Source organism: Weizmannia sp. FSL W8-0401, from assembly GCF_038009125.1.
Classification (GTDB): Bacteria; Bacillota; Bacilli; order Bacillales; family Bacillaceae_C; genus Weizmannia; species Weizmannia coagulans.
The window spans coordinates 175592-201157 of record NZ_JBBPAG010000001.1; the positions used below are offsets into that span (position 1 = coordinate 175592).

A 25566-nucleotide genomic window follows, 5' to 3' on the forward strand; every position below is an offset into this window, starting at 1 on the left:
AAACGTTGAATGATCTGCATTTTTCAACGAAAGGATGAGATTCTAACCGTTAAAAGTAAACATATTCAGCTTGTGGTGCATATACTGGATTGGTCCTTTATATAGGATAGTAAATAAGATATCTAATCCTTTATCCTTCAGAACATAAACTTTAAATTTAGGGGGAGATTAGTATTGCAAACTGCACAGCAAACAATGGTTAGTATTCCATTCCCGTCAGTATGGGGCCTCCATGCTGCTATAGATGGTAGACCAATCGTTTGGGGTTTACTAAACATTAACTCTATTACAGATAACAGGATAGTTGGTACGGTTAATTTCCGTGGCACACCTATTCCAATTAATGGATATTGGGATGAAAACACCAATCAAATAAGATTTGATTCACCTTTTGCCGCATTTTCCGGTAACTTAACTATATTTGATGATCCCTTGATTAGAATTCGACATTTTGTTTTAAATGGGAGGCTTATTATGAAACCTCCTTCTTTACAAGCAGGAGAGCATGGAACTTGGATTGCTACAACCGATAAATCTCTTACCGGATATCCCGTAATTAGTGGTACCTTGCCCCCTGTTGGAGTCTTTTTAACATCGAATATACTTAGTCAGCTACAGCAGAATAATGTAAGATTTTAGGTTTAAATGGAAGAAATGTAAAACGAACCTCCTTTTTTGTTTTTCGATACATTTCCAAGATTAAATTTGCGCTTCGTCAACAAAAAGGGCATCTACTCCAAGCTCTTCAAGATATTTTACTTGTATTCTATTAATCGATGTCTATATAAATTTTTAGAACCCAACTTTTTTACTATGCTTGACAAATTGTTGAATGATTTTTAAATAATCTCTTCCTTTATTATAATATGGATAGTCAGAAATGTATACAGCAATGAAGCTGGTTGTATACGCGGTGGAGAAGGAAAGAAATCTTTCCCTCCATCGCCATATCCCAGCAATCCGCAGCAGAAAGCATTATCAGCCATGGTACGGTGGGCAGAAACAAAGGCTCCCGATTCAGCGTTGCCATCCAACCTGTCCGGGAGCCCTGGCCTTTAAGGGATCACTTTCGTTTCTGCTTTTCCGTTTGCAATCATTTCGGAAACGGTCACAAATTTTCCTTTATCCGACAAGTGACGGATGATTTGCGGCAGGGCTTTGTTCGTCTGCTTTGCGGCATCAGAAGCGTGCAGCAGGACAATATCCCCGTTTTCGGCTGTGCTTGCTTTTTCAATAATTTTTGCGGTGCCCGGGTTTTTCCAGTCATCGGTGTTGACGCTCCAGTGAACCATTGTAAGCCCCTGTTGGTCAGCGATTTTTAATGACGTTTTGTCAAAATGGCCGGTCGGGGAACGCAAAAGTTTTACATCCTTTATTTCAAGTTTTTTAAACACTTCTTGTGCCTTCTGCATATCATGCCGCACTTTAGCCGGTTCTTCATCCGTGTAATCCACATAGGCATAACCGAGGCTTCCGATCTCATATCCGGCTTTTTCAATCCTATTCACAATATCCGGGTGCTGTTCCGCCCACGCGCCTGACAGGAAAAAGGTTGCGGACTTTACGCCGTTTTTCTGCAACGTTTTCAAGATAGGGACGGCTTTTTCATCGCCCCAGCCAATATTAAAAGTTAACGCAATGCCGTTTTCTCCTTTAAAAACGGCTTTCGAGGTGCCTTTTGCTGAAAAAGTTGCCGTCTGCGCCAGCGTTTGGGTATAGATCAATAAGGCAGTAAAAAACGAGACAATGACAATGAAAAGATACGGTTTCCAGTTTCGCGATTTCGTATGGTGCATGATTCAACCTCCCGTTAAAAACTGCACTTGTCTTATTGTATGCGCCATTTTTTCAGGATTATGCAAGGAAAAGTGCTGTGATATTTCCCTTAAATTTGGTAAAAATAGACGTACCATGAACAGAAAGGGTGCATGCGGGTGTTAGGTCTTGTCGTCCATGAAAAAGAGCTGCTGGAACTGCAGTATTTGTTGAAAAGAGAAATGGAAGAAATTTTACTTGACCTGAATGATGAGCGGATTGAGCGGGTCATCAAAAGGGCCATGAAAGAACGGTACCGAATTCTTTTTAAGCTCCTGACAAAAGTCGCGCCCCAAAGCGAATATGCCCAGTTCGCCGTGTCCTATAGGCGGGAAATGAAACAGTAAAGAGCGGAGGCAGCCGCTCTTTTTTTACGGCTTTTTGGAAAAGAAGAAGCGGAGAGCGTTCTGGAAAAAAGGAAATTACGGACCTGGACCGGAAAAAATGGACGCGATTATCCCAGCCGCCCGAATGAGCCGCCCCTCTTTTGATCACGCTTTCACAAAAAGTCAATAGGCCGGGAAGAATATTTTTCCAGAAAAATGATTTGTCAAATAATATTCGACAGTTTTTAACCGAATTGTCACACAGCTCCTATCTGTACCATAAAAAGATTAAATATAATATAAGTGTAATGATAAAGTAACGGAAATATGGAAGAGGAGGGGATTTTGGGAAATGAGTGAAGTCATATTGGCACGGACCCAGTTTGCAACTACAACCTTGTTCCACTTCATTTTCGTGCCGCTTTCAATCGGATTGGCATTTATTGTCGCTGTCATGCAAACGCTTTACCTGGTGAAAAAGAAAGAAATTTACAAGAAAATGACGAAGTTTTGGGGAACCTTTTTCCTCATCAACTTCGCAGTCGGGGTGGTGACTGGGATTATCCAGGAATTCCAATTCGGGATGAACTGGTCGGCCTACTCGAGGTTCGTCGGGGACGTATTCGGCGCACCGCTTGCGATTGAAGCGCTGCTTGCGTTCTTTATGGAGTCGACTTTCATCGGCCTGTGGATTTTCGGTTGGGACAGACTCCCGAAAAAACTGCATCTGGCCTGCATCTGGCTCGTCTCGATCGGAACCATGCTGTCGGCGCTCTGGATTATGGCCGCAAACTCATTTATGCAAAACCCGGTCGGCTATACAATTCACAATGGCCGCGCCGAAATGAACAATTTTGCCGCCGTGCTGTTGAACCAAAAATTGCAGGTGGCTTACCCGCACATTATTTTCGGCAGCCTTGCCACCGGTGCGTTTTTCATCGCCGGTGTTTCGGCCTGGAATTTGATCAGGAAAAAAGATGTGGCCTTTTTCAAACGGTCTGTTGCCATCGCACTTATCGTCGGTCTTCTCAGCGGGCTCGGCCTTGCCTTTTCCGGGCACAGCCAGGCACGTTATCTTATTAATGTCCAGCCGATGAAAATGGCTGCTGCGGAAGGAATCTGGAAAAACACCGGGGACCCTGCGCCATGGACACTGTTTAGCATCATTGATACGAAAAATAAAAAGTCGGAATACAAGGTGCAAATTCCGTACTTGCTGAGCTACTTATCCTATGGCAAGTTTTCCGGATCCGTCAAAGGGATGAACGAGCTGCAAAAAGAATACGCGCAAAAATACGGGGAAGGCAATTATATTCCGCCTGTAAAAACAACGTTCTGGAGCTTCCGGATCATGGTTGCCACTGGCGGCATTATGATCCTGATGAGTTTGATCGGCCTGTACCTTGTCTGGAAGAAAAAAATCGAAAACAGCATGCGTTACTTGAAATGGCTGTTCCCTTGCATGTTTATCCCGACGATCGGCAACTCGTTCGGCTGGGTTATGTCTGAAATGGGCCGGCAGCCATGGGTGGTAAACGGCCTGATGAAAACGAGTGCGGGCGTTTCGCCGAATGTTTCGGCCGGCGAGCTGCTGTTTTCACTGATTGCTTTCTCGATTGTGTATACGCTGCTTGCCGTGGCGATGGCTTACCTGTTTATCCGCGTCATTAAACAGGGCCCGCAGGCAAAACCGATAGAAGACATTACTGCATCGGATCCTTTCAATACAAGGAGGTTTGTATAATGCAGTTAAATGAATTATGGTTTGTGCTTGTTTGTGTGTTATTTGTCGGATTTGTATTTCTGGAAGGTTTTGATTTCGGGGTCGGGATGAGCACAAAATTCCTTGCCAAAAATGAGACGGAAAAACGGGTGCTCATTAACACGATCGGGCCGTTCTGGGATGCCAATGAAGTATGGCTCCTGACAGCGGGCGGCGCCATGTTTGCCGCTTTCCCGAACTGGTATGCCACGCTTTTTAGCGGCTATTACCTTGCCTTTGTCGTCCTGCTGCTTGCACTCATTGCCAGAGGGGTTGCCTTTGAATTCCGCGGCAAGCTCCAGGCAAGCAAATGGAAAGGCATTTGGGACTGGGCCATTTTGCTTGGAAGCCTCCTGCCGCCGTTTTTGCTCGGCGCCCTGTTTTCCGGGATGATCAAGGGGCTTCCGATTGACCGCTCGATGACGATGCATGCCGGATTTTTCGACATCGTCAACCTTTACACGATCGTCGGCGGGCTGGCCTTTGTCGCCCTTGTCTATCTGCATGGCCTGATGTTTATCCGTTTAAAAACGGACGGCGAAATCCGTGAACGTGCCGGAAAAGCAGCGATGAAAATGTATATGGCTGCTGGCGCCGTCGTTGTCCTGTTTGCCATATTAACTGCTGTTTTTACAGATGCGTTTGTGAAACGGGGCGCCATTTTAATTCCAGTCTATGCCGTTGCCATTGTGCTTTATCTGGGACTGTATCCGCTCTTGCGGAATAAAAAAGAAGGATTGAGTTTTGCCGTAACCGGGTTGATTTTAATTCTTGTAACCGTCTCGTTTTTCGTTGCGCTTTTCCCGAACGTGCTGATCAGTTCCATGGGGGCGGCGAACAACCTGACGCTCTATAAAGCATCGTCAAGCCCGTATTCGTTAAAAGTCATGACGATTGTCGCATGCACGATGGTGCCGGTCGTGCTCGCTTACACAATTTGGAGTTACTATGTCTTCCGGAAACGGGTTACACCGCATGAATTGCATTATTAAAAAAGTTCAGGGGGCGGGGGTTAAAGATTGCCGCCCGCTGCCCACCCGGGGAGCGGATTTCGAGCAAACCGGGTGTTTTCTTTTTCATCCGGCACCGTTTGAATGGGTGCGGAGAAAACGCAGATTGTAGTATGAACCCGGCACAATCGCCCCGTGCAGGTGGAAAAAGATGCCGGTGAACGAATCAAAAAAGCCCTGCGTATGGCGGAACGGCCGGCCATACCGGAGAGGAGTTGGTGCGGATGGATAAACATCTGATGCAGTATAAAGGCAGCTTGAAAACTTTTATCATTGCCGGATGCCTGACGATGGTCCAATCGGTTGCCATTATCGTGCAGGCGGCATACCTGGCAAAAGCGATTGTCCATTTATATAAAGGGGTGCCGTGGCAGGAAACAGCGGCCGAATTTGGCATCTTTTTCGCCGCCCATCTCATCCGCCACTTTTTGCAGTGGGCAAAGTCGCGGGTTGCGTTCCGGTTTGCCAGCCGCACGTCCCTCCATTACCAAAACCTGCTCGTTGAAAAGCTGTTCCGCATCGGGCCGCGCGCCATCAGCAGGCATGGCACAGGCAATCTGGTGACGCTTTGCCTTGAGGGCATTCCAGAGTTCCGTACTTATTTGGAACTTTTTATTCCGCGCTTTATCGCGTGCCTGACGATCCCGGCTGTTCTCCTTGTGTATGTTTTTTCACAGGACGTTGAAACCGGGATTACGCTGCTCGTTGTCATGCCGATTTTAATCGGGTTTTTGATTCTGCTCGGGCTTGCCGCGCAAAAGCAGAAAGAAGCAAGGTGGGAAACGTACCAGCTGCTTTCCCGCCATTTCGTGGACTCGTTAAGGGGGCTTGTGACGCTAAAGTTTTTGGGGCGGAGCAAAAGCCATAAAGAAGCCATTTGGGAAGTCAGCAACAAGTACCGGATTGCCACAAACCGGACGCTCAGGATTGCTTTTTTATCGTCGTTCTCCCTGGATTTTTTCGCGACTTTGTCCGTGGCGGTCGTGGCCGTGGAACTTGGGCTCCGGCTGATTAACGGGCAAATCGGATTTGAACCGGCCCTTGCGCTTTTAATTCTTGCACCGGAGTACTTTATGCCCGTCCGCGATCTCGGCAGCGATTACCATGCCACAATGAACGGGAAAGAAGCGGGCGAGAAGATCCACCGCCTGCTTGCCGAAAAAGAAGACTTTGGAACCGGGCTTTCTTTTCCCGTCCCGGTTTGGAACGAACACAGCACATTAACAGTGGAAGGGCTTGAAAAACAGTCGCCGGAAGAAAACCGGGCGATTTTGCAGGATGTCACATTTACCGCCCGCGGGTTTCAAAAAATCGGCGTGATCGGAATCTCCGGTTCGGGCAAATCGACGCTTATTGACCTGTTATCCGGGTTCTCCATGCCGGATGGCGGGCGGATCAGGATTGACGGCCTGGAAGTTCCGCATTTGTCCTTTTCCGAATGGCAAAAGCAGGTGAACTACATTCCGCAGCATCCGTATATTTTCTCGGGGACCGTACGGGAAAATATTGCCTGGTATGCACCGGATGCGCCGTTTGAAAAAATCGAGGAAGCGGTCCGGACGGCAGGGCTTTCCGGCCTCATCGCCGGCTTTCCGGGCGGGCTCGATGAAAAAATTGGCCAGGGCGGACGGGCGCTAAGCGGCGGTGAGGAACAGCGGATTGCGCTCGCGCGGGCATTGCTGGATACGCGGCCGGTTATGCTTTTGGATGAGCCGACTGCGCATCTCGATATCGAAACGGAACAAGAAATTAAACAGCTGATGCTCCCGCTTTTTGAACAGAAACTTGTCTTTTTTGCCACCCACCGCCTGCACTGGGTAAAAGAAATGGACTTGATTTTGGTGATGGATGGCGGCAGGCTTAGAGAAGCGGGCACATATGAAGAACTGTACCGGAAAAAAGGCGCCTTTTACGAACTTGTCGAGGCGCAGCGGGGAGGGGCAGAACATGGCATACTTCAAGCGGTATATTAAACCGTATATCCGCCAGTACCGGTGGCTGATGGCAGCTACTGTCCTGCTTGGCATTGTTGCTTTTCTTGCTTCATCGATGCTCACCTTTACGTCCGGCTATTTGATCACAAGGGCGTCGGAAATGCCGGCGACAATTCTTTTGATTTATGTGCCGATCGTCGGCGTCCGCGCTTTCGGGATCGCGCGGCCGGTCGCCCGTTATTTTGAGCGGCTTAGCGGGCATAATACGGTGTTGAAGATTCTTGCTGATATGCGCGTCAAACTGTATGAAATGCTCGAACCGCAGGCGCTGTTTATCCGCTCCCGTTTTCAGGCGGGGGATCTGCTCGGCACGCTTGCCGATGACATCGAGCATTTGCAGGACGCTTATATCCGCACCATTTTTCCTGTTGTAACGGCGCTGTTTTTGTTTTTATATTCAGTTTGCACGCTGGCTGCATTTGACTTTCTGTTTGCGTTGTGGATTGCCATATTAATGGGGATCATCCTGTTTGTTTACCCGCTTTTATCCTTATATTTCATGAAAAAACGGCAAATCGCGCTGAAAGAAACACAGAGCCGACTGTACCGGAGCGTCACGGATACTTTATTCGGCATCCGCGACTGGATCATCAGCGGAAAGAAAGAACGGTTCTTCCGGCAGTTTTATGAAGACAGCCGGAAGAGTCATGAAATAGAAAGAAAGATGTCTTTTTGGAACCATAACCGGAACTTTCAGCTGCAGGTCATCTCGGGCATCATTTTAATATTTGCCGGCATCTGGGCAGGGCATGCCGCAATGCACGGCGATATCGCCCCGACCTATATTGCGTCTTTTACGCTTGTAACCCTTCCGATTCTGGAAGGCATTATCCCGGCATCCGCGGCGGTGGAAAAGATTCCGGCATACAAAGAATCCCTGCAACGGATTGACACGATCCGGCAACATGTCCCGGATAAAAGCAGTCCCAGTGCAGTTCCGGGAGAGAAAGCGGAGATCCGTTTGGAACACGTCTTTTACTATTATGAAAACGAACCGGCCGCAGCTTTGAACGATGTGTCACTCACCATTCCCCACGGGCAGAAGATTGCCGTGCTTGGCAAAAGCGGGGCAGGCAAATCGACGCTTCTCCATCTGCTGATCGGGGCGCTGCAGCCTGCTTCAGGGACCGTTTCCATCGGCGGGCATGCCCCGGCAGCATACGGCGAAGGGATTCACCAGCTGGTCAGCGTTTTGAACCAGAAACCTTATTTGTTCGCGACAACAGTCGAAAATAACGTTGCCCTCGGACGCCCCGGCGCCACACCCGTAGAAATCGAGGAGGCCATCCGGCAAGTCAAACTTGACCGGTACCTCCACTCCCTTCCAAATGGGATCCATACCCAAATGGAGGAAACCGGCCAGCGTTTTTCGGGAGGCGAGCGGCAAAGAATCGCCCTCGCGCGGATCCTGCTGCAAAATACGCCTGTGGTCATTTTGGATGAACCGACTGTCGGGCTTGACCCCCTGACAGAAAAAGACCTGCTCGATACGATGTTTGAAGTTTTAAAGGATAAAACGGTGATTTTCATTACCCACCATCTGGCCGGTATGGAAAAAATGGATCAGATCGTCTTTTTGGATGAAGGAAAAATCGCCATGCAGGGCACACACGCGGCATTAATGGAAAACCATGCGCGTTACCGCAAACTTTATCAAATGGACCGCGGGGGCGCTTGACCAGCCCCCGCTTTTTCCAGTGCCGCTGTTGCATCATGGGCGCCTGCAGTGAATTTGCCGATGATTTTCATTATTGCCCGTGCCGGGAAAGAAGCGTCTAAGGGCCGATTGCAAAAAAATAGACACAAATTATGAAAACGTTTCCATTGATTTCTTCTTTGCGAACCATTACACTGAAAATGAACCGATTTTTGAAAGGGTGGTGCCAGTCCAAACATTTGATTTCACAGGAAAATTGGCAATCGTGACCAGCGGCGGAGGAGAAATCCGCTACGAAGCATAACGGTAACAAGCTAAATCCGGATTCCCTCCATAAGCTAAAAAATATAGAATAAAAATACACAAAGACTGTTGACATGGATTTGCTATCTTGGTATATTAGTAAATGTCGCTGCTTCACATGAGGCATGGCAGATGAGGTAATTGCGATGTTACAGACTCCTTGTAGCCCAAGGGTTTGAAAAAAGGATAAAAAAATTTTCCCCCTAAAAAGAGGGGGAAACAAGCAAAAATGATAAAAAAATAAGGAGTGGACAAAAATTCCACCCCACTGAAACAAAAACAGGTGAACCCGTTTCCCCAGTAGGTTAAAATAGTTTTAGGACTAACATCTTAACACTGGGAGTTAACACTGGGAGGTTCACCTGTATGGCTATTATACCACAAATGAGTCTGTTTACATGGAAAGAAATTGAGATTCTTGGAGATTTAGACCGTCTTCGCCTTGTACTGGACTACATGCCTGATGAAGCGTTCATGCAAAGCCTTGAAAAGAAAAGGGGGAAGGGCCGTAATGACTACCCCGTTCGTGCCATGTGGAATTCTATCTTGGCAGGCATTGTATTTCAACATGAAAGCATTGAGAAATTACGCCGTGAACTCTCCCGTAATGGCCAATTAAGGGAGATGTGTGGCTTTGAAGGGCAGGTTCCAACTTCATATGCCTATACGCGCTTTCTAAAATCCCTAATCCGTGACGAAGAAATGATGGATAAAATGTTTGAGACTTTGGTAGAACAGCTCCTGGAACGGTTGCCGGATTTTGGTAAACGCTTGGCAATCGACAGCAAGGCGATCTCATCGTTTTCTAAACATCCGAACAAGCATGAAACCGAGGATGGTCGCCGGGATCTGGATGCAAATCATAGCCAGAAGGTTTACAGTGGTGTGACAAAAGAAGGCAACCCATGGCAAAAAGTTGTGAAATGGTTTGGCTACAAACTGCATCTGGTGGTGGATGCAACCTACGAGTTACCGGTAACATTCAAGGTTACAAAAGCGTCTGAGTCAGACATTACGGAAGGGCATAAACTCTTAGAGCAAATGGAAGAAAAGCAGCCAAAGCTTCTGAAAACAGCGGAAACGATGGCGGGAGACCGGGGTTATGATGACACGAAGCTGATTACGAAACTCTGGGATACGTATAAGATTAAGCCCATCATTGATATTCGCAATATGTGGAAAGACCCCGACAAAACACGATTACTCCCGGGAAAGGAAAACGTCGTTTATAACTACAAAGGAACCGTATCCTGCGTATGCCCTGAAACAGGTAAACAACGGGAAATGTGCAACGGGGGATTTGAGAAAGACCGCCAGAAACTAAAAAAACTTTGCCCGGCGAAACAAATGGGAGTGACATGTGAAGGCAAGGCTCAATGCCCCGTGGCACAAGGGCTCCGTATCTCATTATCTGAAGACAGGCGTATTTTTACACCCATTGATCGATCGAGCTATAAGTGGAAAAAAGAATACAACAGACGTACAGCTGTAGAGCGCGTGAACAGCCGGCTTGATACTTCTTTCGGCTTTGAACTTCATACAATTCGGGGAATGGCTAAAATGAAGCTGCGTTGTGGACTGGCACTCTGTGTCATGTTAGCCATGGCCTTAGGCCGGGTCAAAGAGAACCAGGCTGAAAAAATGAGAAGCCTCGTTTCTTAACTTATCCACATAAAGGAAATCAATTTCAAAAAAAGCGCTTGTGGATCATTGGATTCGTGCGCCTTTTTTTAGATACATTTCTATATTTTTTCAACAATTATCTGATAACAGTACATTTTTTAAGCGTGTAAAATTGACTTTATAGTGAAAATGGGCATATATTTATCTGACAATATTATATTTCTGGTGGTGTTCTATTTGCATTGAAAGAAAAATTGTTAACATCGCAAAAAGCTCCAGATACAGCTCTGAGGAGTAAAAATTTTTCGTGATAATTTAACTATTCCCCCCCAAAAATGCGGCTAAATATGTAATAATTTAAATAATTAGAGCTTGCTGGACGAATATTTTGGCATGGCTTAGTGACAAGTCGAATACAAGCTAAAATTTGATTCGTTCAGCAAGCCCTAATTAAACTTGGCTGTTTTGAGGGGGTTTTTATTTTGGTTACTAGAAAAGAAAAAAGAAATCGTGAAAAAGAAGCAAATTATTTTTTCGAGTTCCTTAAAATTCAGAAGCATTTTTTCAAAGACCTGATGAATAACCTAAAAAAGGTAGCAGACCACCGACATCAAAGCTATATCACTTATGGTCCAGAGGTCCTTTTATTTACGATGATGTTGAAAAATATGACCGGCCTAAAATCCATGAGAAACATGAGTGAGAGTTTTAATAAAGAAGAATGTATTAAAAATGTAGGGAAGGTGTTAGGCTTAGATTCTCTTGAAGAACTTCCACATTATGATACAATTAACGACTTTTTATCTGGCTTAGATGTAAATGAATTAGAAAAAATTAGAACGTATATGATTAAAGAATTATTGAAAAAAAGGTCTCTCGAGTCTTATCGAATTGAAGGAAAGTACTGGGGTGTCATCATTGATGGAACTGGATTACACACCTTTCATGAGAAACATTGTAAACACTGCCTGAGACGGGCATATACAAATAAAGAAACAGGAGAAACGAACGTACTTTATATGCACCATGTACTTGAAGCCAAGCTTGTCGTGGGGGATATGGTCTTCAGTATTGCCTCCGAATTTATCGAAAATGAATCAGAAAATGTTTCTAAGCAAGATTGTGAATTAAAAGCCTTCGACAGGCTGGCAAAGAAAATAAAAAAAATATTTAAAAGACTACCGATTTGTATCTTGGGAGATAGTCTCTATGCATGTGAAACGGTATTTAATCTGTGCAGGGCGCACAAATGGAAATATATATGCAGATTTAAGGAAGGGAGAATTAAAAGTATCTCGACGGAGTTTAAGGCAATAAAAGAGCTGGAACAAAGTAAGGATCAGAATTCATTAGTTTGGGTGAATGATATTGCCTACAAAGACAGAACGGTCAATCTGATGGAGGCCACAATGAAAACAGAGGATGGGAAATCGAAAGAGTATGTATTTATAACGGATATTAAAATCACGAAAAAGAACGTGGAACGACTCATCGCTGCAGGAAGAAGCCGCTGGAAGATTGAAAATCAAGGATTTAACGAACAAAAAAATAATCGTTACAATATAGAACATGCCAATAGCCAAAACTACACAGCCATGAAAAATCATTATTTATTAGTTCAAATAACAGATATTATTAGACAGCTGTTTGAAAAAGGTTCGTCAATCTTAAAAGCACTCAAAAAAACGGCAAAAGAAAAATCCTCAAATCTGTTGGAATCGTTTCGGACACGTATTTTAACAGACGAGGATTTCACCCATTTAAGTAAGCCAATACAAGTAAGGTTTACTTAATGGTTATATTATAGCAAAGGATGTGATGTAAAAAAAGGTTTTTTTGAAGTTATCCACAATTTTAAAAAAGAAATTTGCAAATTCGGCTCTTTTTGACTTTGAAAGCAGAAAAAATAGATGGAAAAATTTTCTAAATGTGGATAAGTCATTTTATCATAAAACATCTAAAAATTGATGAATTTACTCTTCAGAACTGCTCCAGATAAAAAAGTGTTGACAACGCACTTTATACTTGATATAATGTAAAAGTCGCTGTTATGAAGAAACAGCAAAGATTGTTCCTTGAAAACTGGACAAAACGAAACGTCAAATTCTTTTTGAGCTTTTATCAAACATCTTTACTGAGAGTTTGATCCTGGCTCAGGACGAACGCTGGCGGCGTGCCTAATACATGCAAGTCGTGCGGACCTTTTAAAAGCTTGCTTTTAAAAGGTTAGCGGCGGACGGGTGAGTAACACGTGGGCAACCTGCCTGTAAGACTGGGATAACGCCGGGAAACCGGGGCTAATACCAGATCGTTTTTTCCTCCGCATGGAGGAAAAAGGAAAGGCGGCTTCGGCTGCCACTTACAGATGGGCCCGCGGCGCATTAGCTAGTTGGCGGGGTAACGGCCCACCAAGGCAACGATGCGTAGCCGACCTGAGAGGGTGATCGGCCACATTGGGACTGAGACACGGCCCAAACTCCTACGGGAGGCAGCAGTAGGGAATCTTCCGCAATGGACGAAAGTCTGACGGAGCAACGCCGCGTGAGTGAAGAAGGCCTTCGGGTCGTAAAACTCTGTTGCCGGGGAAGAACAAGTGCCGTTCGAACAGGGCGGCGCCTTGACGGTACCCGGCCAGAAAGCCACGGCTAACTACGTGCCAGCAGCCGCGGTAATACGTAGGTGGCAAGCGTTGTCCGGAATTATTGGGCGTAAAGCGCGCGCAGGCGGCTTCTTAAGTCTGATGTGAAATCTTGCGGCTCAACCGCAAGCGGTCATTGGAAACTGGGAGGCTTGAGTGCAGAAGAGGAGAGTGGAATTCCACGTGTAGCGGTGAAATGCGTAGAGATGTGGAGGAACACCAGTGGCGAAGGCGGCTCTCTGGTCTGTAACTGACGCTGAGGCGCGAAAGCGTGGGGAGCAAACAGGATTAGATACCCTGGTAGTCCACGCCGTAAACGATGAGTGCTAAGTGTTAGAGGGTTTCCGCCCTTTAGTGCTGCAGCTAACGCATTAAGCACTCCGCCTGGGGAGTACGGCCGCAAGGCTGAAACTCAAAGGAATTGACGGGGGCCCGCACAAGCGGTGGAGCATGTGGTTTAATTCGAAGCAACGCGAAGAACCTTACCAGGTCTTGACATCCTCTGACCTCCCTGGAGACAGGGCCTTCCCCTTCGGGGGACAGAGTGACAGGTGGTGCATGGTTGTCGTCAGCTCGTGTCGTGAGATGTTGGGTTAAGTCCCGCAACGAGCGCAACCCTTGACCTTAGTTGCCAGCATTGAGTTGGGCACTCTAAGGTGACTGCCGGTGACAAACCGGAGGAAGGTGGGGATGACGTCAAATCATCATGCCCCTTATGACCTGGGCTACACACGTGCTACAATGGATGGTACAAAGGGCTGCGAGACCGCGAGGTTAAGCCAATCCCAGAAAACCATTCCCAGTTCGGATTGCAGGCTGCAACCCGCCTGCATGAAGCCGGAATCGCTAGTAATCGCGGATCAGCATGCCGCGGTGAATACGTTCCCGGGCCTTGTACACACCGCCCGTCACACCACGAGAGTTTGTAACACCCGAAGTCGGTGAGGTAACCTTTACGGAGCCAGCCGCCGAAGGTGGGACAGATGATTGGGGTGAAGTCGTAACAAGGTAGCCGTATCGGAAGGTGCGGCTGGATCACCTCCTTTCTAAGGGGAAAAGCGTAGGGCGCTCGTTCATCGGCGTACGGATTTCGAAGTCTTCGACTGAGATAAAGGAAACACGATGAGCCTTAAAGGCGAATCGATGCCCGCTTATCGTAGGGAGAAGACGTAGAAATACGCTAGCCGATAGCGCCCGGAGCTAGACATAAAAGGAAAACCTTCGGTTTTCCGAAATTAAGTTTGGCGTTTTCGTTTTGTTCAGTTTTGAAGGTCCAATCCTTCAGTATGTGTTCTTTGAAAACCGGATAGGAGAAATAAACCAAGTAAACCGAGAATCGCTTATTTTTGGATTTAAACCTTTTATGGTTAAGTTAGAAAGGGCGCACGGCGGATGCCTTGGCACTAGGAGCCGATGAAGGACGGTACAAACACCGATATGCTCCGGGGAGCTGTACGTAAGCTTTGATCCGGAGATTTCCGAATGGGGAAACCCCCTGTCTTTAATCGGACAGGATTCCTGCCTGAATCCATAGGGCAGGAAGGGCACACCCGGGGAACTGAAACATCTCAGTACCCGGAGGAAGAGAAAGCAATTGCGATTTCCCAAGTAGCGGCGAGCGAACAGGAAACAGCCCAAACCGGAAGGCTTGCCTTCCGGGGTTGTAGGACACTCATATGGGAGTTACAAAAGAACGGGGTAAGTGAAGCGGCCTGGAAAGGCCTGCCGGAGAAGGTAAAAGCCCTGTAACTGAAACTTCGTTCTCTCCCGAGTGGATCCTGAGTACGGCGGGACACGAGGAATCCCGCCGGAATCCGGGAGGACCATCTCCCAAGGCTAAATACTCCCTAGTGACCGATAGTGAACCAGTACCGTGAGGGAAAGGTGAAAAGCACCCCGGGAGGGGAGTGAAAGAGATCCTGAAACCGTGTGCCTACAAGTAGTCAGAGCCCGTTAACGGGTGATGGCGTGCCTTTTGTAGAATGAACCGGCGAGTTACGGTCTCATGCAAGGTTAAGCTGAAGAAGCGGAGCCGCAGCGAAAGCGAGTCTGAACAGGGCGAAAGAGTATGAGGCCGCAGACCCGAAACCAGGTGATCTACCCATGTCCAGGGTGAAGGCAAGGTAACACTTGCTGGAGGCCCGAACCCACGCACGTTGAAAAGTGCGGGGATGAGGTGTGGGTAGCGGAGAAATTCCAATCGAACTTGGAGATAGCTGGTTCTCTCCGAAATAGCTTTAGGGCTAGCCTCAAGCGGAGAGTTTTGGAGGTAGAGCACTGTTTGGACGAGGGGCCCTCATCGGGTTACCGAATTCAGACAAACTCCGAATGCCAAAAACTTATGCTTGGGAGTCAGACTGTGAGTGATAAGATCCATGGTCGAAAGGGAAACAGCCCAGACCGCCAGCTAAGGTCCCAAAGTATACGTTAAGTGGAAAAGGATGTGGCGTTGCTTAGACAACCAGGATGTTGGCTTAGAAGCAGCCATCATTCAAAGAGTGCGTAATAGCTCACTGGTCGAGTGACGCTGCGCCGAAAATGTACCGGGGCTAAACGTATCACCGAAGCTGCGGATGGACACCGTTTGGTGTCCGTGGTAGGAGAGCGTTCTAAGGGCGTTGAAGCCGGACCGGAAGGACCGGTGGAGCGCTTAGAAGTGAGAATGCCGGTATGAGTAGCGAAAGAAGGGTGAGAATCCCTTCCACCGAATGCCTAAGGTTTCCTGAGGAAGGCTCGTCCGCTCAGGGTTAGTCGGGGCCTAAGCCGAGGCCGAAAGGCGTAGGCGATGGACAACAGGTTGATATTCCTGTACCGCCTCTTCACCGTTTGAACGATGGGGGGACGCAGGAGGATAGGGCAAGCGCGACACTGGTTGATCGCGTCCAAGCAGTTAGGCCGGTGCGGAGGCAAATCCTTCGCGCCAAGGCGGAGCTGTGATGGCGAGGGAAATTAAAGTACCGAAGTTCCTGATTCCACACTGCCAAGAAAAGCCTCTAGTGAGGTGAAAGGCGCCCGTACCGCAAACCGACACAGGTAGGCGAGGAGAGAATCCTAAGGTGAGCGAGAGAACTCTCGTTAAGGAACTCGGCAAAATGACCCCGTAACTTCGGGAGAAGGGGTGCTTTTTGGGGTGTATGCCCCGGGAAGCCGCAGTGAATAGGCCCAGGCGACTGTTTAGCAAAAACACAGGTCTCTGCGAAGCCGCAAGGCGAAGTATAGGGGCTGACACCTGCCCGGTGCTGGAAGGTTAAGGAGAGGGGTTAGCCGCAAGGCGAAGCTCTGAACTGAAGCCCCAGTAAACGGCGGCCGTAACTATAACGGTCCTAAGGTAGCGAAATTCCTTGTCAGGTAAGTTCTGACCCGCACGAAAGGTGTAACGATCTGGGCACTGTCTCAACGAGAGACTCGGTGAAATTATAGTACCTGTGAAGATGCAGGTTACCCGCGACAGGACGGAAAGACCCCATGGAGCTTTACTGCAGCCTGATATTGAATTTTGGTACAGCTTGTACAGGATAGGTAGGAGCCTTGGAAACCGGAGCGCCAGCTTCGGCGGAGGCATCGGTGGGATACTACCCTGGCTGTATTGAAATTCTAACCCGCACCCCTTACCGGGGTGGGAGACAGTGTCAGGCAGGCAGTTTGACTGGGGCGGTCGCCTCCTAAAAGGTAACGGAGGCGCCCAAAGGTTCCCTCAGAATGGTTGGAAATCATTCGCAGAGTGTAAAGGCATAAGGGAGCTTGACTGCGAGACTTACAAGTCGGGCAGGGACGAAAGTCGGGCTTAGTGATCCGGTGGTTCCGCATGGAAGGGCCATCGCTCAACGGATAAAAGCTACCCTGGGGATAACAGGCTGATCTCCCCCAAGAGTCCACATCGACGGGGAGGTTTGGCACCTCGATGTCGGCTCATCGCATCCTGGGGCTGTAGTCGGTCCCAAGGGTTGGGCTGTTCGCCCATTAAAGCGGTACGCGAGCTGGGTTCAGAACGTCGTGAGACAGTTCGGTCCCTATCCGTCGCGGGCGCAGGAAATTTGAGAGGAGCTGTCCTTAGTACGAGAGGACCGGGATGGACGCACCGCTGGTGTACCAGTTGTCTTGCCAAAGGCATCGCTGGGTAGCTATGTGCGGAAGGGATAAGTGCTGAAAGCATCTAAGCATGAAGCCCCCCTCAAGATGAGATTTCCCACAGTTTAACTGGTAAGATCCCTGAAAGATGATCAGGTTGATAGGTCCGGGGTGGAAGCGCGGTGACGCGTGCAGCTGACGGATACTAATCGATCGAGGACTTAACCAAATAGAAAAGCGAAGGTGCCTTGTTTAGCCCCGACAAGCGAATGTTCTGACCGGCATGGAGCCGTCTTTTGGCTCCGTGACGGGCAGGTGATTCGACCTCGAGGGGCTAGGCACCGGAGCTAGACAATAGAAAAGCGGAAGCGCCTTGGTCATCGGCGTATGAACTTCAAGGCCCCCGCCTGAGATAAAGGAAACACGACGAGCCCTAAAGGCGAGTCGATGCCCGCTTATCGTAGGAAAGGGGGACGGGAAGTTCACTAGCCGATAGCGCCCGGAGCTGGACAATAGAAAAGCGGAGGTGCCTTACCAAAGGCACTGGCGCTGAACCATTTTCAAAGTTAGAAACGCATTCTCCGTTTACAGTTTTTTCTCCCATCCGGTTTTCAGGGAATCACATAATTCCTGTTGATAAGCAATGGAAACTTTGTTATAATGATTTTTGTCATTGAGGTCCGGTGACGATGGCGGAAAGGTCACACCCGTTCCCATCCCGAACACGGAAGTTAAGCTTTCCAGCGCCGATGGTAGTTGGGGGTTTCCCCCTGCGAGAGTAGGACACTGCCGGGCCCGATATTCCGCAGTAGCTCAGTGGTAGAGCAATCGGCTGTTAACCGATCGGTCGTAGGTTCGAATCCTACCTGCGGAGTCATATGCTTCCATAGCTCAGCAGGTAGAGCACTTCCATGGTAAGGAAGAGGTCATCGGTTCGAGCCCGATTGGAAGCTTATATTTTTTTGGCCCGTTGGTCAAGCGGTTAAGACACCGCCCTTTCACGGCGGTAACACGGGTTCGAATCCCGTACGGGTCACCATTTACATATTTGGAGGATTAGCTCAGCTGGGAGAGCGTCTGCCTTACAAGCAGAGGGTCGGCGGTTCGAGCCCGTCATCCTCCATTTGTATGCCGGTCTAGCTCAATTGGTAGAGCAACTGACTTGTAATCAGTAGGTTGGGGGTTCAAGTCCTCTGGCCGGCACCATTTACGGAGGGGTAGCGAAGTGGCTAAACGCGGCGGACTGTAAATCCGCTCCCTCAGGGTTCGGCGGTTCGAATCCGTCCCCCTCCACCATCTCATTTTTTGGGCATGCACTTTGGTGCATTTTTTTGGTGAGAGGGTTCATACTATAGATAATTGGGCCATAGCCAAGCGGTAAGGCAACGGACTTTGACTCCGTCATGCGTTGGTTCGAATCCAGCTGGCCCAGCCTTTTCTATTGAATTGGTTACGCCAATGGATATATAGATTTTTACGAGCCATTAGCTCAGTTGGTAGAGCATCTGACTTTTAATCAGAGGGTCGCAGGTTCGAATCCTGCATGGCTCACTCTTTTCTTTTTTTAAAATATGTGGTATTCTACAAATATGCGGAAGTAGTTTAGTGGTAGAACAACACCTTCCCAAGGTGTGGGTCGCGGGTTCGAGTCCCGTCTTCCGCTTAAAGTTTAAACGCTCAAACCTCTTGATATAAAAGGGTTTGAGCGTTTTTTATTTGTCTGTAAATATTTTTCACTCTATAATACAACTCCAGTGTTGTTGGCGGATGGTTGATGGGTTTTCTGGATTGGTGAAGGAAGGCCCCTTTAAGATGAATAGTCTCACCTCCATTTTCTTGAATAATTATACAGAATTTTGTACAGTTGAGCCAATTGGAAAACAATTTTACAATGATAGATAGAGAGAAGGAAAGGGGACAGTCTGATGGAGAAACATATTGCAATAATGGGGGTTCCAATGGATCTTGGGCAGCGGTATAAAGGGGTGGATCTAGGCCCGCAGGCGATCCGGTATGCAGGTGTGAAAGAAGGACTCGAGAAACTCGGCTGCGCGGTTACCGATTTGGGCAATATTGAAATTGGCAGGGCGGAGCAGCTCCCTGATGACGAAGTCAATGCAAGAAATTTAAAAACGATTGCAAAAGCGAGCCAGTTCATTGCAGAGCATACAGATGAAATTGTAAAAAGCAACCGGTTCCCGCTTATTTTTGGCGGCGACCACAGCATTGCCATTGGGACAATTGCCGGCATCAGCAAACATTACAGAAATCTCGGCGTCATTTGGTTTGATGCGCATGCGGATATGAATACTCCTGAGACAAGCCCTTCCGGAAATGTTCACGGCATGCCGCTTGCCGCCAGCCTCGGGTACGGGCATGCTTCTTTAACGGGCGTTTACGGCTATATTCCGAAACTGAAAGCGGAGCATGTTGTCCTGATCGGGCAGCGGGATTTGGACGAAGGGGAAAAGGATTTCATCCGCAACCTGGGCATTAAAATTTACACGATGGCTGAAATCGACCGGATTGGGATGGAGAGCGTCATGGCAGCAAGCATTAACTATTTAAAAGAAAGAACGGACGGCATTCATTTGTCGCTCGATTTAGATGCGCTCGATCCGCAAGAAGCCCCGGGTGTGGGAACGCCTGTATACGGCGGGCTTCATTTCCGCGAAAGCCGGCTCGCCATGGAGATACTGCACGATGCAAATGCCGTTGTTTCAGCTGATGTTGTTGAGGTAAACCCGATTCTTGACAGCCGCAATCAAACGGCAGAAAAAGCTGTCCGCCTGATTGAAACATTGTTCGGGAAAAAACTTCTTTAAAAAAAGCCCCTATTAGCTGGTGCCCGGCACGCAAATAAAAAAACGGCAAATGATGGACGCTTTGCCGTTTTTTTATTTAAATCTATTCCATGGGTGTTCTGTCCACTTATCCCTGAAGTTTACTGCTTTTCAATTTGTTAAATTGATTGATGAGCTGGTCCAGATGCCTGCTTGCCTGTAAGACCTGGTCGTCCCAATACGCAGTGGTCGAAGCGAGCTGAATCATTTCACGTCTTTTTTCCTCAATTTCCAACATTAAGGCTTGGCTTTTCTGGTTCATCCCTGACTCCCCGTTCGTATTCAAATTTGTAATAATTTTATATCCATTTTACTAAAGATTTAAACATTTTTTCCATAACTTTGCTACAATAGACTTGAATATTTTATTGCTTTTTTTGAAACCTTTTCAGGAGAAAATCGTAAAAATAACGTACCGCACAGGGCGGAGGGGGAAAATGGAAGCAATTGTAGACCGAAAAATTAAGCAGGTCATGAAGGGTGACCAAAATGCTTTTAATGATATCGTTGAATTATATAAAGATAAAGTATTCCAAATCTGTTTCCGCATGATCGGGAGCCGCACCGAAGCGGAGGATCTGGCGCAGGAAACGTTTATCCGCGCCTATATCCATATTAAAAGTTTTAAGCAGGAACGGAAATTTTCATCGTGGTTGTACCGGATTGCTACTAATTTGTGTATTGACCGGATCCGCAAGAAGAAGCCGGATTTTTATCTGGATGCGGAAATTTCCGGGACGGAAGGGCTGACCCTTTACTCAACCGTACCGGCGGAGGAAAACCTGCCGGATATGCAGGTGGAGACACTTGAGATGCAGGAAATGATCCAGCGGGAAATTTTAAAATTGCCGGAAAAATACCGGATTATTATCGTTTTAAAGTATATTGAAGAATTATCTTTAAATGAAATCAGTGAAATGCTGGACATTCCGCTGGGAACGGTAAAAACAAGAATCCACCGCGGGCGTGAAGCGCTGCGAAAGCAATTAGGCAGGCTGTGAGGAGGGAAAAATATGGAGGCATGTTCTGAGAGAATTGTACTGTATATGCATGAATACTTAGATGAAGACATTCCGGAAGACCATAAAAAAATTCTCGAGTACCATTTGGAAACATGCCGCGCGTGCCGACAGCATTTTTATGAGCTGCAAAAAAGCATCTTTTACGTGCAAAGCCTTCCGAATGTCCAGGCGCCTCCCGGATTTACAGGCCGCGTCATGAAAAATCTTCCAAGGGAGAAAAAACGGATCGGGGCGGGCCGCTGGTTGAAAATGCACCCGTTTCTCGCCTCTGCCGGCTTGTTCTTCATTTTAATGGCAGGCGCGATGTTTTCCGAGTGGCATAACCCGGACGAGTTTTCCGTAACGAAAAACAAAGACATCATTGTCCAGGGGCATACCGCGATTGTGCCGAAGGGAAAAGTAATTAAAGAGGACATTACGGTAACAAACGGCGATCTCCGGATTGAAGGGAAAGTGGAAGGGAATGTGACAGTGGTCCGGGGAAATGAATACATGGCCTCCGCGGGGGACGTTACCGGAAATGTAGAAGAAATTAATGAAGTTTTTGAATGGATTTGGTATAAAATAAAAGATGCAGGACAGGATGCATGGAAGCATTTGAAATGAATATAAATATATTGGAGCGGGGCCGGATCCGGTTCCCGTTCCCGTTTCTTTTTCCAGGTATAGAAAAGCTGCTATTTCGCCGCGGGAAATGATATAATAAAACAGTTGAAGACAGAGGATATGAAGATTGATGAATTAATGGAGGCAGGGTCATGCATATTGCTGATTTCCCCATCTGGAACTATCTCTCCAAAATTGTGGATATATTGGTCGTCTGGTTTGTCATCTATAAATTATTGATGGTGATCCGCGGAACAAAAGCGGTCCAGCTTTTGAAAGGCATTTTTGTGATCATCATCGTCAGGAGCCTTAGCAGCTTGCTCGGGCTGCAGGCGCTGGCATGGATGATGGACCAGGCACTTACATACGGATTTCTGGTCGTGATTATTATCTTCCAGCCGGAGTTGCGGCGGGCCCTTGAGCAACTCGGCAGGGGAAAATTCTTTTCAAGAACGAACGGCCAGGAAGAAGATGAGCAGGCCCACCTCGTTGAAGCGATCGTCAAGGCGACCAGCTATATGGCGAAACGCAGAATCGGCGCCCTGATCTCGATTGAGCGCGGAACAGGATTAGGCGATTATATCGAAACCGGTATCCCGCTTGATTCTGTTGTATCGGCTGAACTTTTGATTAACATCTTTATTCCGAACACTCCGCTTCATGACGGCGCCGTCATAATCCAGAAGCGGAAAGTGGCGGCCGCAGCTTGCTATTTGCCGCTTTCCGAGAGCCCGTTTATTTCGAAGGAACTGGGGACAAGGCACAGGGCCGCGGTCGGGATCAGTGAGGTAACAGACTGTTTGACGGTGGTTGTATCCGAAGAGACGGGCGGGATCACGGTCACGAAAAATGGCGAGCTTCACAGGGATTTAAGCCTGGAGCAATTGCAGGAAATGCTGGAAGCCGAACTGAACTATACCCAGAAAACAAAGGAGCCTTCCTCGTCGAAATGGAACTGGAGGGTGAGAAAACATGGATAAACTAATGGACAATCGTTGGTTTATGAGGGTGCTGGCGCTTGTTTTAGCCATCCTGCTTTATATTTCAGTTGCGGTGGAAAACGGTGAAGGCAATAAAATTATCGGTTCCGCCACAAAAAACAGCAGCGGCGTGGTTGAAAATATGCCGGTCCAGCTGATTTATGACAACAAAAACCTTGTTGTATCAGGCGCACCGAAAACGGTGGACGTGACTGTAACCGGCCCGAAAGTCATCGTTCAGCAGGTGAAAGCCTCAAGGGATTTCACCGTTTACATGGATTTAAGCAATGCACAAATCGGCAGGCAAAAAGCCAAATTGAAAGTAAAAAATCTTTCCGATAAACTGAAATACAAACTCAGCCGTACGTATGCTACCGTATCGGTACAAGAAAAAGTATCCAAAATTTTCAACGTTGAGGCAGAATACGACAAAGCTTTGCTGGCAACCGGGTATGAAGCATCTGTGCCTGCTGTGGAGCCAAGTACAGTGAAAATTACCGGGGCGAAAAACGTCATTGACAGGATCAGCTATGTAAAAGCGACAGTGGAAATCAGCAAACCGATTACGGAAAGTTTTACGAGGGCCGCGACAGTGAATGTCCTCGACCGGAATTTAAATAAACTGGATGTCTCGGTCAACCCGGATAAAGTGAATGTCTCGGTGAATGTGACCAATCCGAGCAAAACCGTCCCGATTTCCATTAACCCGGTTGGCAGTAACCGCGACAATTTGACGATAAAAAGCATCACGACAAATCCGAAAAAGGTGACCATCTACGGCACCAGTGCCCGCCTTGCCGGGATTGAGGCGCTGCCGGTTAACATCGACATCAGCAAAATTACGAAAGATACGACCATTGATGTTCCAATTTCCCTTCCGGACGGCATCAATAAGGTGGATCCGGAAATGGTCACAGCGACCATTAAAGTGGAAGAAAAAAAAGATGAAGATGAGAAAACACTGAGCAATATTCCGATTAAGGAAAAAGGGCTGGCTGCCGGCTATCAAATGGATTTCCTTTCTCCGAAGAACGGAACGATTGATATCATTGCAGACGGGAAAAAGAGCGATTTGGACAAGATTTCCGCCTCTGACTTTAATGTCTCGATCGATCTGTCCGGCCTGAAGGAGGGAGACCACGAAGTAAGCTATATTGTATCGGGTCCGAAAAATATAACGTGGAGGCTTTCCGGTGAAAAGGCGAAAATACGCATAAGTGACGAAGCACAAAAGACAGAATAACAGAACTGATATGCGGAAAAGAAGGAGCGAAACCTGATGACGAAATTTTTTGGTACAGACGGAGTAAGAGGCATAGCAAATTCTGAACTCACACCTGAACTTGCTTTTAAACTGGGACGTTTCGGCGGATATGTTTTGACCAAGCATGCGAATGAGCGGCCGAAAGTTCTGATTGGCCGCGATACGCGCATTTCCGGGCAGATGCTTGAGGGGGCGCTTGTTGCCGGGCTTCTGTCCATCGGGGCAGAAGCAATGCGGCTTGGCGTGATTACCACGCCGGGGGTTGCTTATTTGACAAAAGCATTGGGGGCGCAGGCCGGCGTCATGATTTCGGCCTCGCATAACCCGGTGGAAGATAACGGCATTAAGTTTTTCGGCCCCGACGGTTTTAAACTGTCGGATGACGAGGAAGCGGAAATCGAAGAACTGCTCAATCAAGACACGGATGACCTGCCGCGGCCGGTCGGGAAAGATCTCGGCATTGTCAGCGACTACTTTGAAGGTAGCCAGAAATACTTGCAGTTCTTAAAACAGACAGTGGATGAAGAATTTACCGGTATTCATGTGGCGCTTGACTGTGCCAACGGTTCGACTTCTTCGCTGGCGACATATCTTTTTGCCGATCTTGATGCAGATGTCTCGACAATGGGGGCATCCCCGAACGGTCTGAATATCAATGACGGGGTCGGGTCCACGCATCCGGAAGCGCTTGCTGCTTTCGTCCAGGAAAAAGGCGCGAATGTCGGGCTTGCATTTGACGGCGACGGCGACCGGTTGATCGCTGTTGATGAAAAAGGCCAGATCATAGACGGGGACCAGATTATGTATATTTGTGCCAAATACTTAAAACAAGAAGGGCTTTTAAAGAAAAATACCGTCGTTTCTACTGTAATGAGCAATCTCGGCTTCCATAAGGGCCTTGAAGCGCTTGGCATCAATAGTGTTCAAACGGCTGTCGGCGACCGGTACGTTGTCGAAGAAATGAAAGCAAACGGCTTTAATTTGGGCGGCGAGCAGTCGGGCCATATTATTTTCCTTGACCATAACACGACCGGTGACGGCCTTTTAACCGGGCTGCAGCTGATCAACATCATGAAGATCGCGAACAAGCCGCTTTCCGAACTGGCTGCGGAAATGAAAAAGTACCCGCAGAAACTCGTGAATGTTAAGGTAACCGATAAATACCATGTTTTAGAAAACGAAAAAATAAAATCGGTGATTGACGAGGTAGAAAGAGAAATGGCCGGGAACGGGCGTGTCCTTGTCCGCCCTTCCGGAACAGAGCCGCTTGTGCGTGTCATGGTGGAAGCACAGACGGCGGAAGACTGCAGCCGGTTTGTTTCCCGGATTGCCGGGGCAGTGGAAGCGGAAATGGGTTTAAGAGAATAATTTCAACGATTGATTTTTTCGGTGCATAAGGGGGAACGCAACAACCCTCTTATGCATATTTTATGTTGAGAATGGTAAAATATGTTGACGCAGTATAACGCATACGCTATGATAATGATGTTGTTTTCTCTTCACTTTACAAAAAAGGAGGATCGTTTAAGACTTTTTTCTAAAAGCGCCAGAACTGGGTTCGGGACGGATTGACCCAGTTGACGAGGAGGAGGAGTATCGAGCTTTCGGCGGATGCCTCCCGGCTGCCACACACAGCCGTATGTTTTTCCACAAAT

Annotated in this window: 16 protein-coding genes, 9 tRNA genes and 3 rRNA genes; 26 read left to right on the top strand and 2 right to left on the bottom strand. The window is 47.6% G+C overall.

Annotated elements, in window-relative coordinates:
- The first annotated feature begins 174 nt into the window (after positions 1-174).
- Positions 175-639 carry a hypothetical protein gene (locus NSU00_RS00950; RefSeq protein WP_029142968.1) on the top strand — a complete coding sequence of 155 codons (465 nt, stop codon included), beginning with the start codon at positions 175-177 and terminating at the stop codon, positions 637-639.
- Between the two features lie 416 nt (positions 640-1055).
- On the opposite strand, the gene NSU00_RS00955 is transcribed toward NSU00_RS00950, so the two are convergent.
- The gene (locus NSU00_RS00955; protein WP_340703218.1) at positions 1056-1796 is read right to left on the bottom strand and encodes a polysaccharide deacetylase family protein; all 741 of its coding nucleotides are present in this window, start codon (positions 1794-1796) and stop codon (positions 1056-1058) included.
- 138 nt (positions 1797-1934) lie between these two features.
- Between NSU00_RS00955 and NSU00_RS00960 the strand changes: the two genes are divergently transcribed.
- From NSU00_RS00960 to rocF, 20 genes are all read left to right on the top strand, one after another.
- Entirely contained in the window at positions 1935-2162 is a 228-nt protein-coding gene (locus NSU00_RS00960; RefSeq protein ID WP_014096466.1) for a hypothetical protein, read from the top strand.
- A gap of 331 nt (positions 2163-2493) precedes the next feature.
- Complete coding sequence (locus tag NSU00_RS00965) at positions 2494-3885, top strand: cytochrome ubiquinol oxidase subunit I (protein ID WP_029142969.1); 1392 nt, start codon at positions 2494-2496, stop codon at positions 3883-3885.
- Positions 3885-4895, top strand: coding sequence for a cytochrome d ubiquinol oxidase subunit II (cydB, locus tag NSU00_RS00970; protein ID WP_013858125.1), 1011 nt, complete (start codon positions 3885-3887; stop codon positions 4893-4895). Before NSU00_RS00965 ends, cydB begins: the two co-directional genes overlap by 1 nt.
- A gap of 242 nt (positions 4896-5137) precedes the next feature.
- Positions 5138-6886, top strand: a complete 1749-nt coding sequence (gene cydD / locus NSU00_RS00975) for a thiol reductant ABC exporter subunit CydD (protein ID WP_340703219.1) — start codon at positions 5138-5140, stop codon at positions 6884-6886.
- Positions 6861-8585, top strand: coding sequence for a thiol reductant ABC exporter subunit CydC (gene cydC / locus NSU00_RS00980; protein ID WP_265114536.1), 1725 nt, complete (start codon positions 6861-6863; stop codon positions 8583-8585). Before cydD ends, cydC begins: the two co-directional genes overlap by 26 nt.
- Before the next feature lie 648 nt (positions 8586-9233).
- On the top strand, positions 9234-10529 hold the full coding sequence (locus tag NSU00_RS00985) for a transposase (RefSeq protein ID WP_340703220.1): 1296 nt from the start codon (positions 9234-9236) through the stop codon (positions 10527-10529).
- Between the two features lie 443 nt (positions 10530-10972).
- Positions 10973-12283, top strand: coding sequence for a transposase family protein (locus tag NSU00_RS00990; protein ID WP_013858128.1), 1311 nt, complete (start codon positions 10973-10975; stop codon positions 12281-12283).
- Positions 12284-12620: 337 nt separating this feature from the next.
- A 16S ribosomal RNA gene (locus NSU00_RS00995) occupies positions 12621-14174 on the top strand.
- Between the two features lie 319 nt (positions 14175-14493).
- Positions 14494-17425, top strand: a 23S ribosomal RNA gene (locus tag NSU00_RS01000).
- A gap of 450 nt (positions 17426-17875) precedes the next feature.
- Positions 17876-17991 (top strand): 5S ribosomal RNA (gene rrf / locus NSU00_RS01005).
- Together the 16S, 23S and 5S rRNA genes with 9 tRNA genes alongside form the textbook arrangement of a ribosomal RNA operon.
- 7 nt (positions 17992-17998) lie before the next feature.
- Positions 17999-18070, top strand: a tRNA-Asn gene (locus tag NSU00_RS01010).
- Between the two features lie 6 nt (positions 18071-18076).
- Positions 18077-18149 (top strand) — tRNA-Thr (locus tag NSU00_RS01015).
- An 11-nt stretch (positions 18150-18160) separates the two neighbouring features.
- Positions 18161-18235: transfer RNA gene (locus NSU00_RS01020), tRNA-Glu, on the top strand.
- Between the two features lie 11 nt (positions 18236-18246).
- A tRNA-Val gene (locus tag NSU00_RS01025) sits at positions 18247-18319 on the top strand.
- 7 nt (positions 18320-18326) lie between these two features.
- A tRNA-Thr gene (locus tag NSU00_RS01030) sits at positions 18327-18402 on the top strand.
- Between the two features lie 5 nt (positions 18403-18407).
- Positions 18408-18492 (top strand) — tRNA-Tyr (locus NSU00_RS01035).
- 64 nt (positions 18493-18556) lie between these two features.
- A tRNA-Gln gene (locus tag NSU00_RS01040) sits at positions 18557-18628 on the top strand.
- Positions 18629-18674: 46 nt separating this feature from the next.
- A tRNA-Lys gene (locus NSU00_RS01045) sits at positions 18675-18747 on the top strand.
- 40 nt (positions 18748-18787) lie between these two features.
- A tRNA-Gly gene (locus NSU00_RS01050) sits at positions 18788-18859 on the top strand.
- A 262-nt stretch (positions 18860-19121) separates the two neighbouring features.
- Complete coding sequence (rocF, locus tag NSU00_RS01055) at positions 19122-20021, top strand: arginase (RefSeq protein ID WP_013858129.1); 900 nt, start codon at positions 19122-19124, stop codon at positions 20019-20021.
- A 106-nt stretch (positions 20022-20127) separates the two neighbouring features.
- Here rocF and NSU00_RS01060 read toward each other — a convergent pair whose 3' ends face one another.
- Entirely contained in the window at positions 20128-20301 is a 174-nt protein-coding gene (locus NSU00_RS01060) for an aspartyl-phosphate phosphatase Spo0E family protein (protein WP_013858130.1), read from the bottom strand.
- Positions 20302-20476: 175 nt separating this feature from the next.
- Between NSU00_RS01060 and sigW the strand changes: the two genes are divergently transcribed.
- The 5 genes from sigW to glmM all read left to right on the top strand — a co-directional run bounded on the left by sigW (position 20477) and on the right by glmM (position 25279).
- The gene (gene sigW, locus NSU00_RS01065) at positions 20477-21040 is read left to right on the top strand and encodes an RNA polymerase sigma factor SigW (RefSeq protein WP_061574628.1); all 564 of its coding nucleotides are present in this window, start codon (positions 20477-20479) and stop codon (positions 21038-21040) included.
- A 12-nt stretch (positions 21041-21052) separates the two neighbouring features.
- Positions 21053-21667, top strand: coding sequence for a zf-HC2 domain-containing protein (locus NSU00_RS01070; protein WP_017553451.1), 615 nt, complete (start codon positions 21053-21055; stop codon positions 21665-21667).
- A gap of 152 nt (positions 21668-21819) precedes the next feature.
- Positions 21820-22647 carry a diadenylate cyclase CdaA gene (gene cdaA, locus NSU00_RS01075; protein WP_017553452.1) on the top strand — a complete coding sequence of 276 codons (828 nt, stop codon included), beginning with the start codon at positions 21820-21822 and terminating at the stop codon, positions 22645-22647.
- Positions 22640-23890, top strand: a complete 1251-nt coding sequence (locus NSU00_RS01080) for a CdaR family protein (protein WP_340703221.1) — start codon at positions 22640-22642, stop codon at positions 23888-23890. Before cdaA ends, NSU00_RS01080 begins: the two co-directional genes overlap by 8 nt.
- Positions 23891-23926: 36 nt before the next feature.
- Positions 23927-25279: a phosphoglucosamine mutase gene (gene glmM, locus NSU00_RS01085; protein ID WP_013858135.1), complete on the top strand. Its 1353-nt coding sequence runs from the start codon at positions 23927-23929 to the stop codon at positions 25277-25279.
- Positions 25280-25566 lie beyond the last annotated feature (287 nt).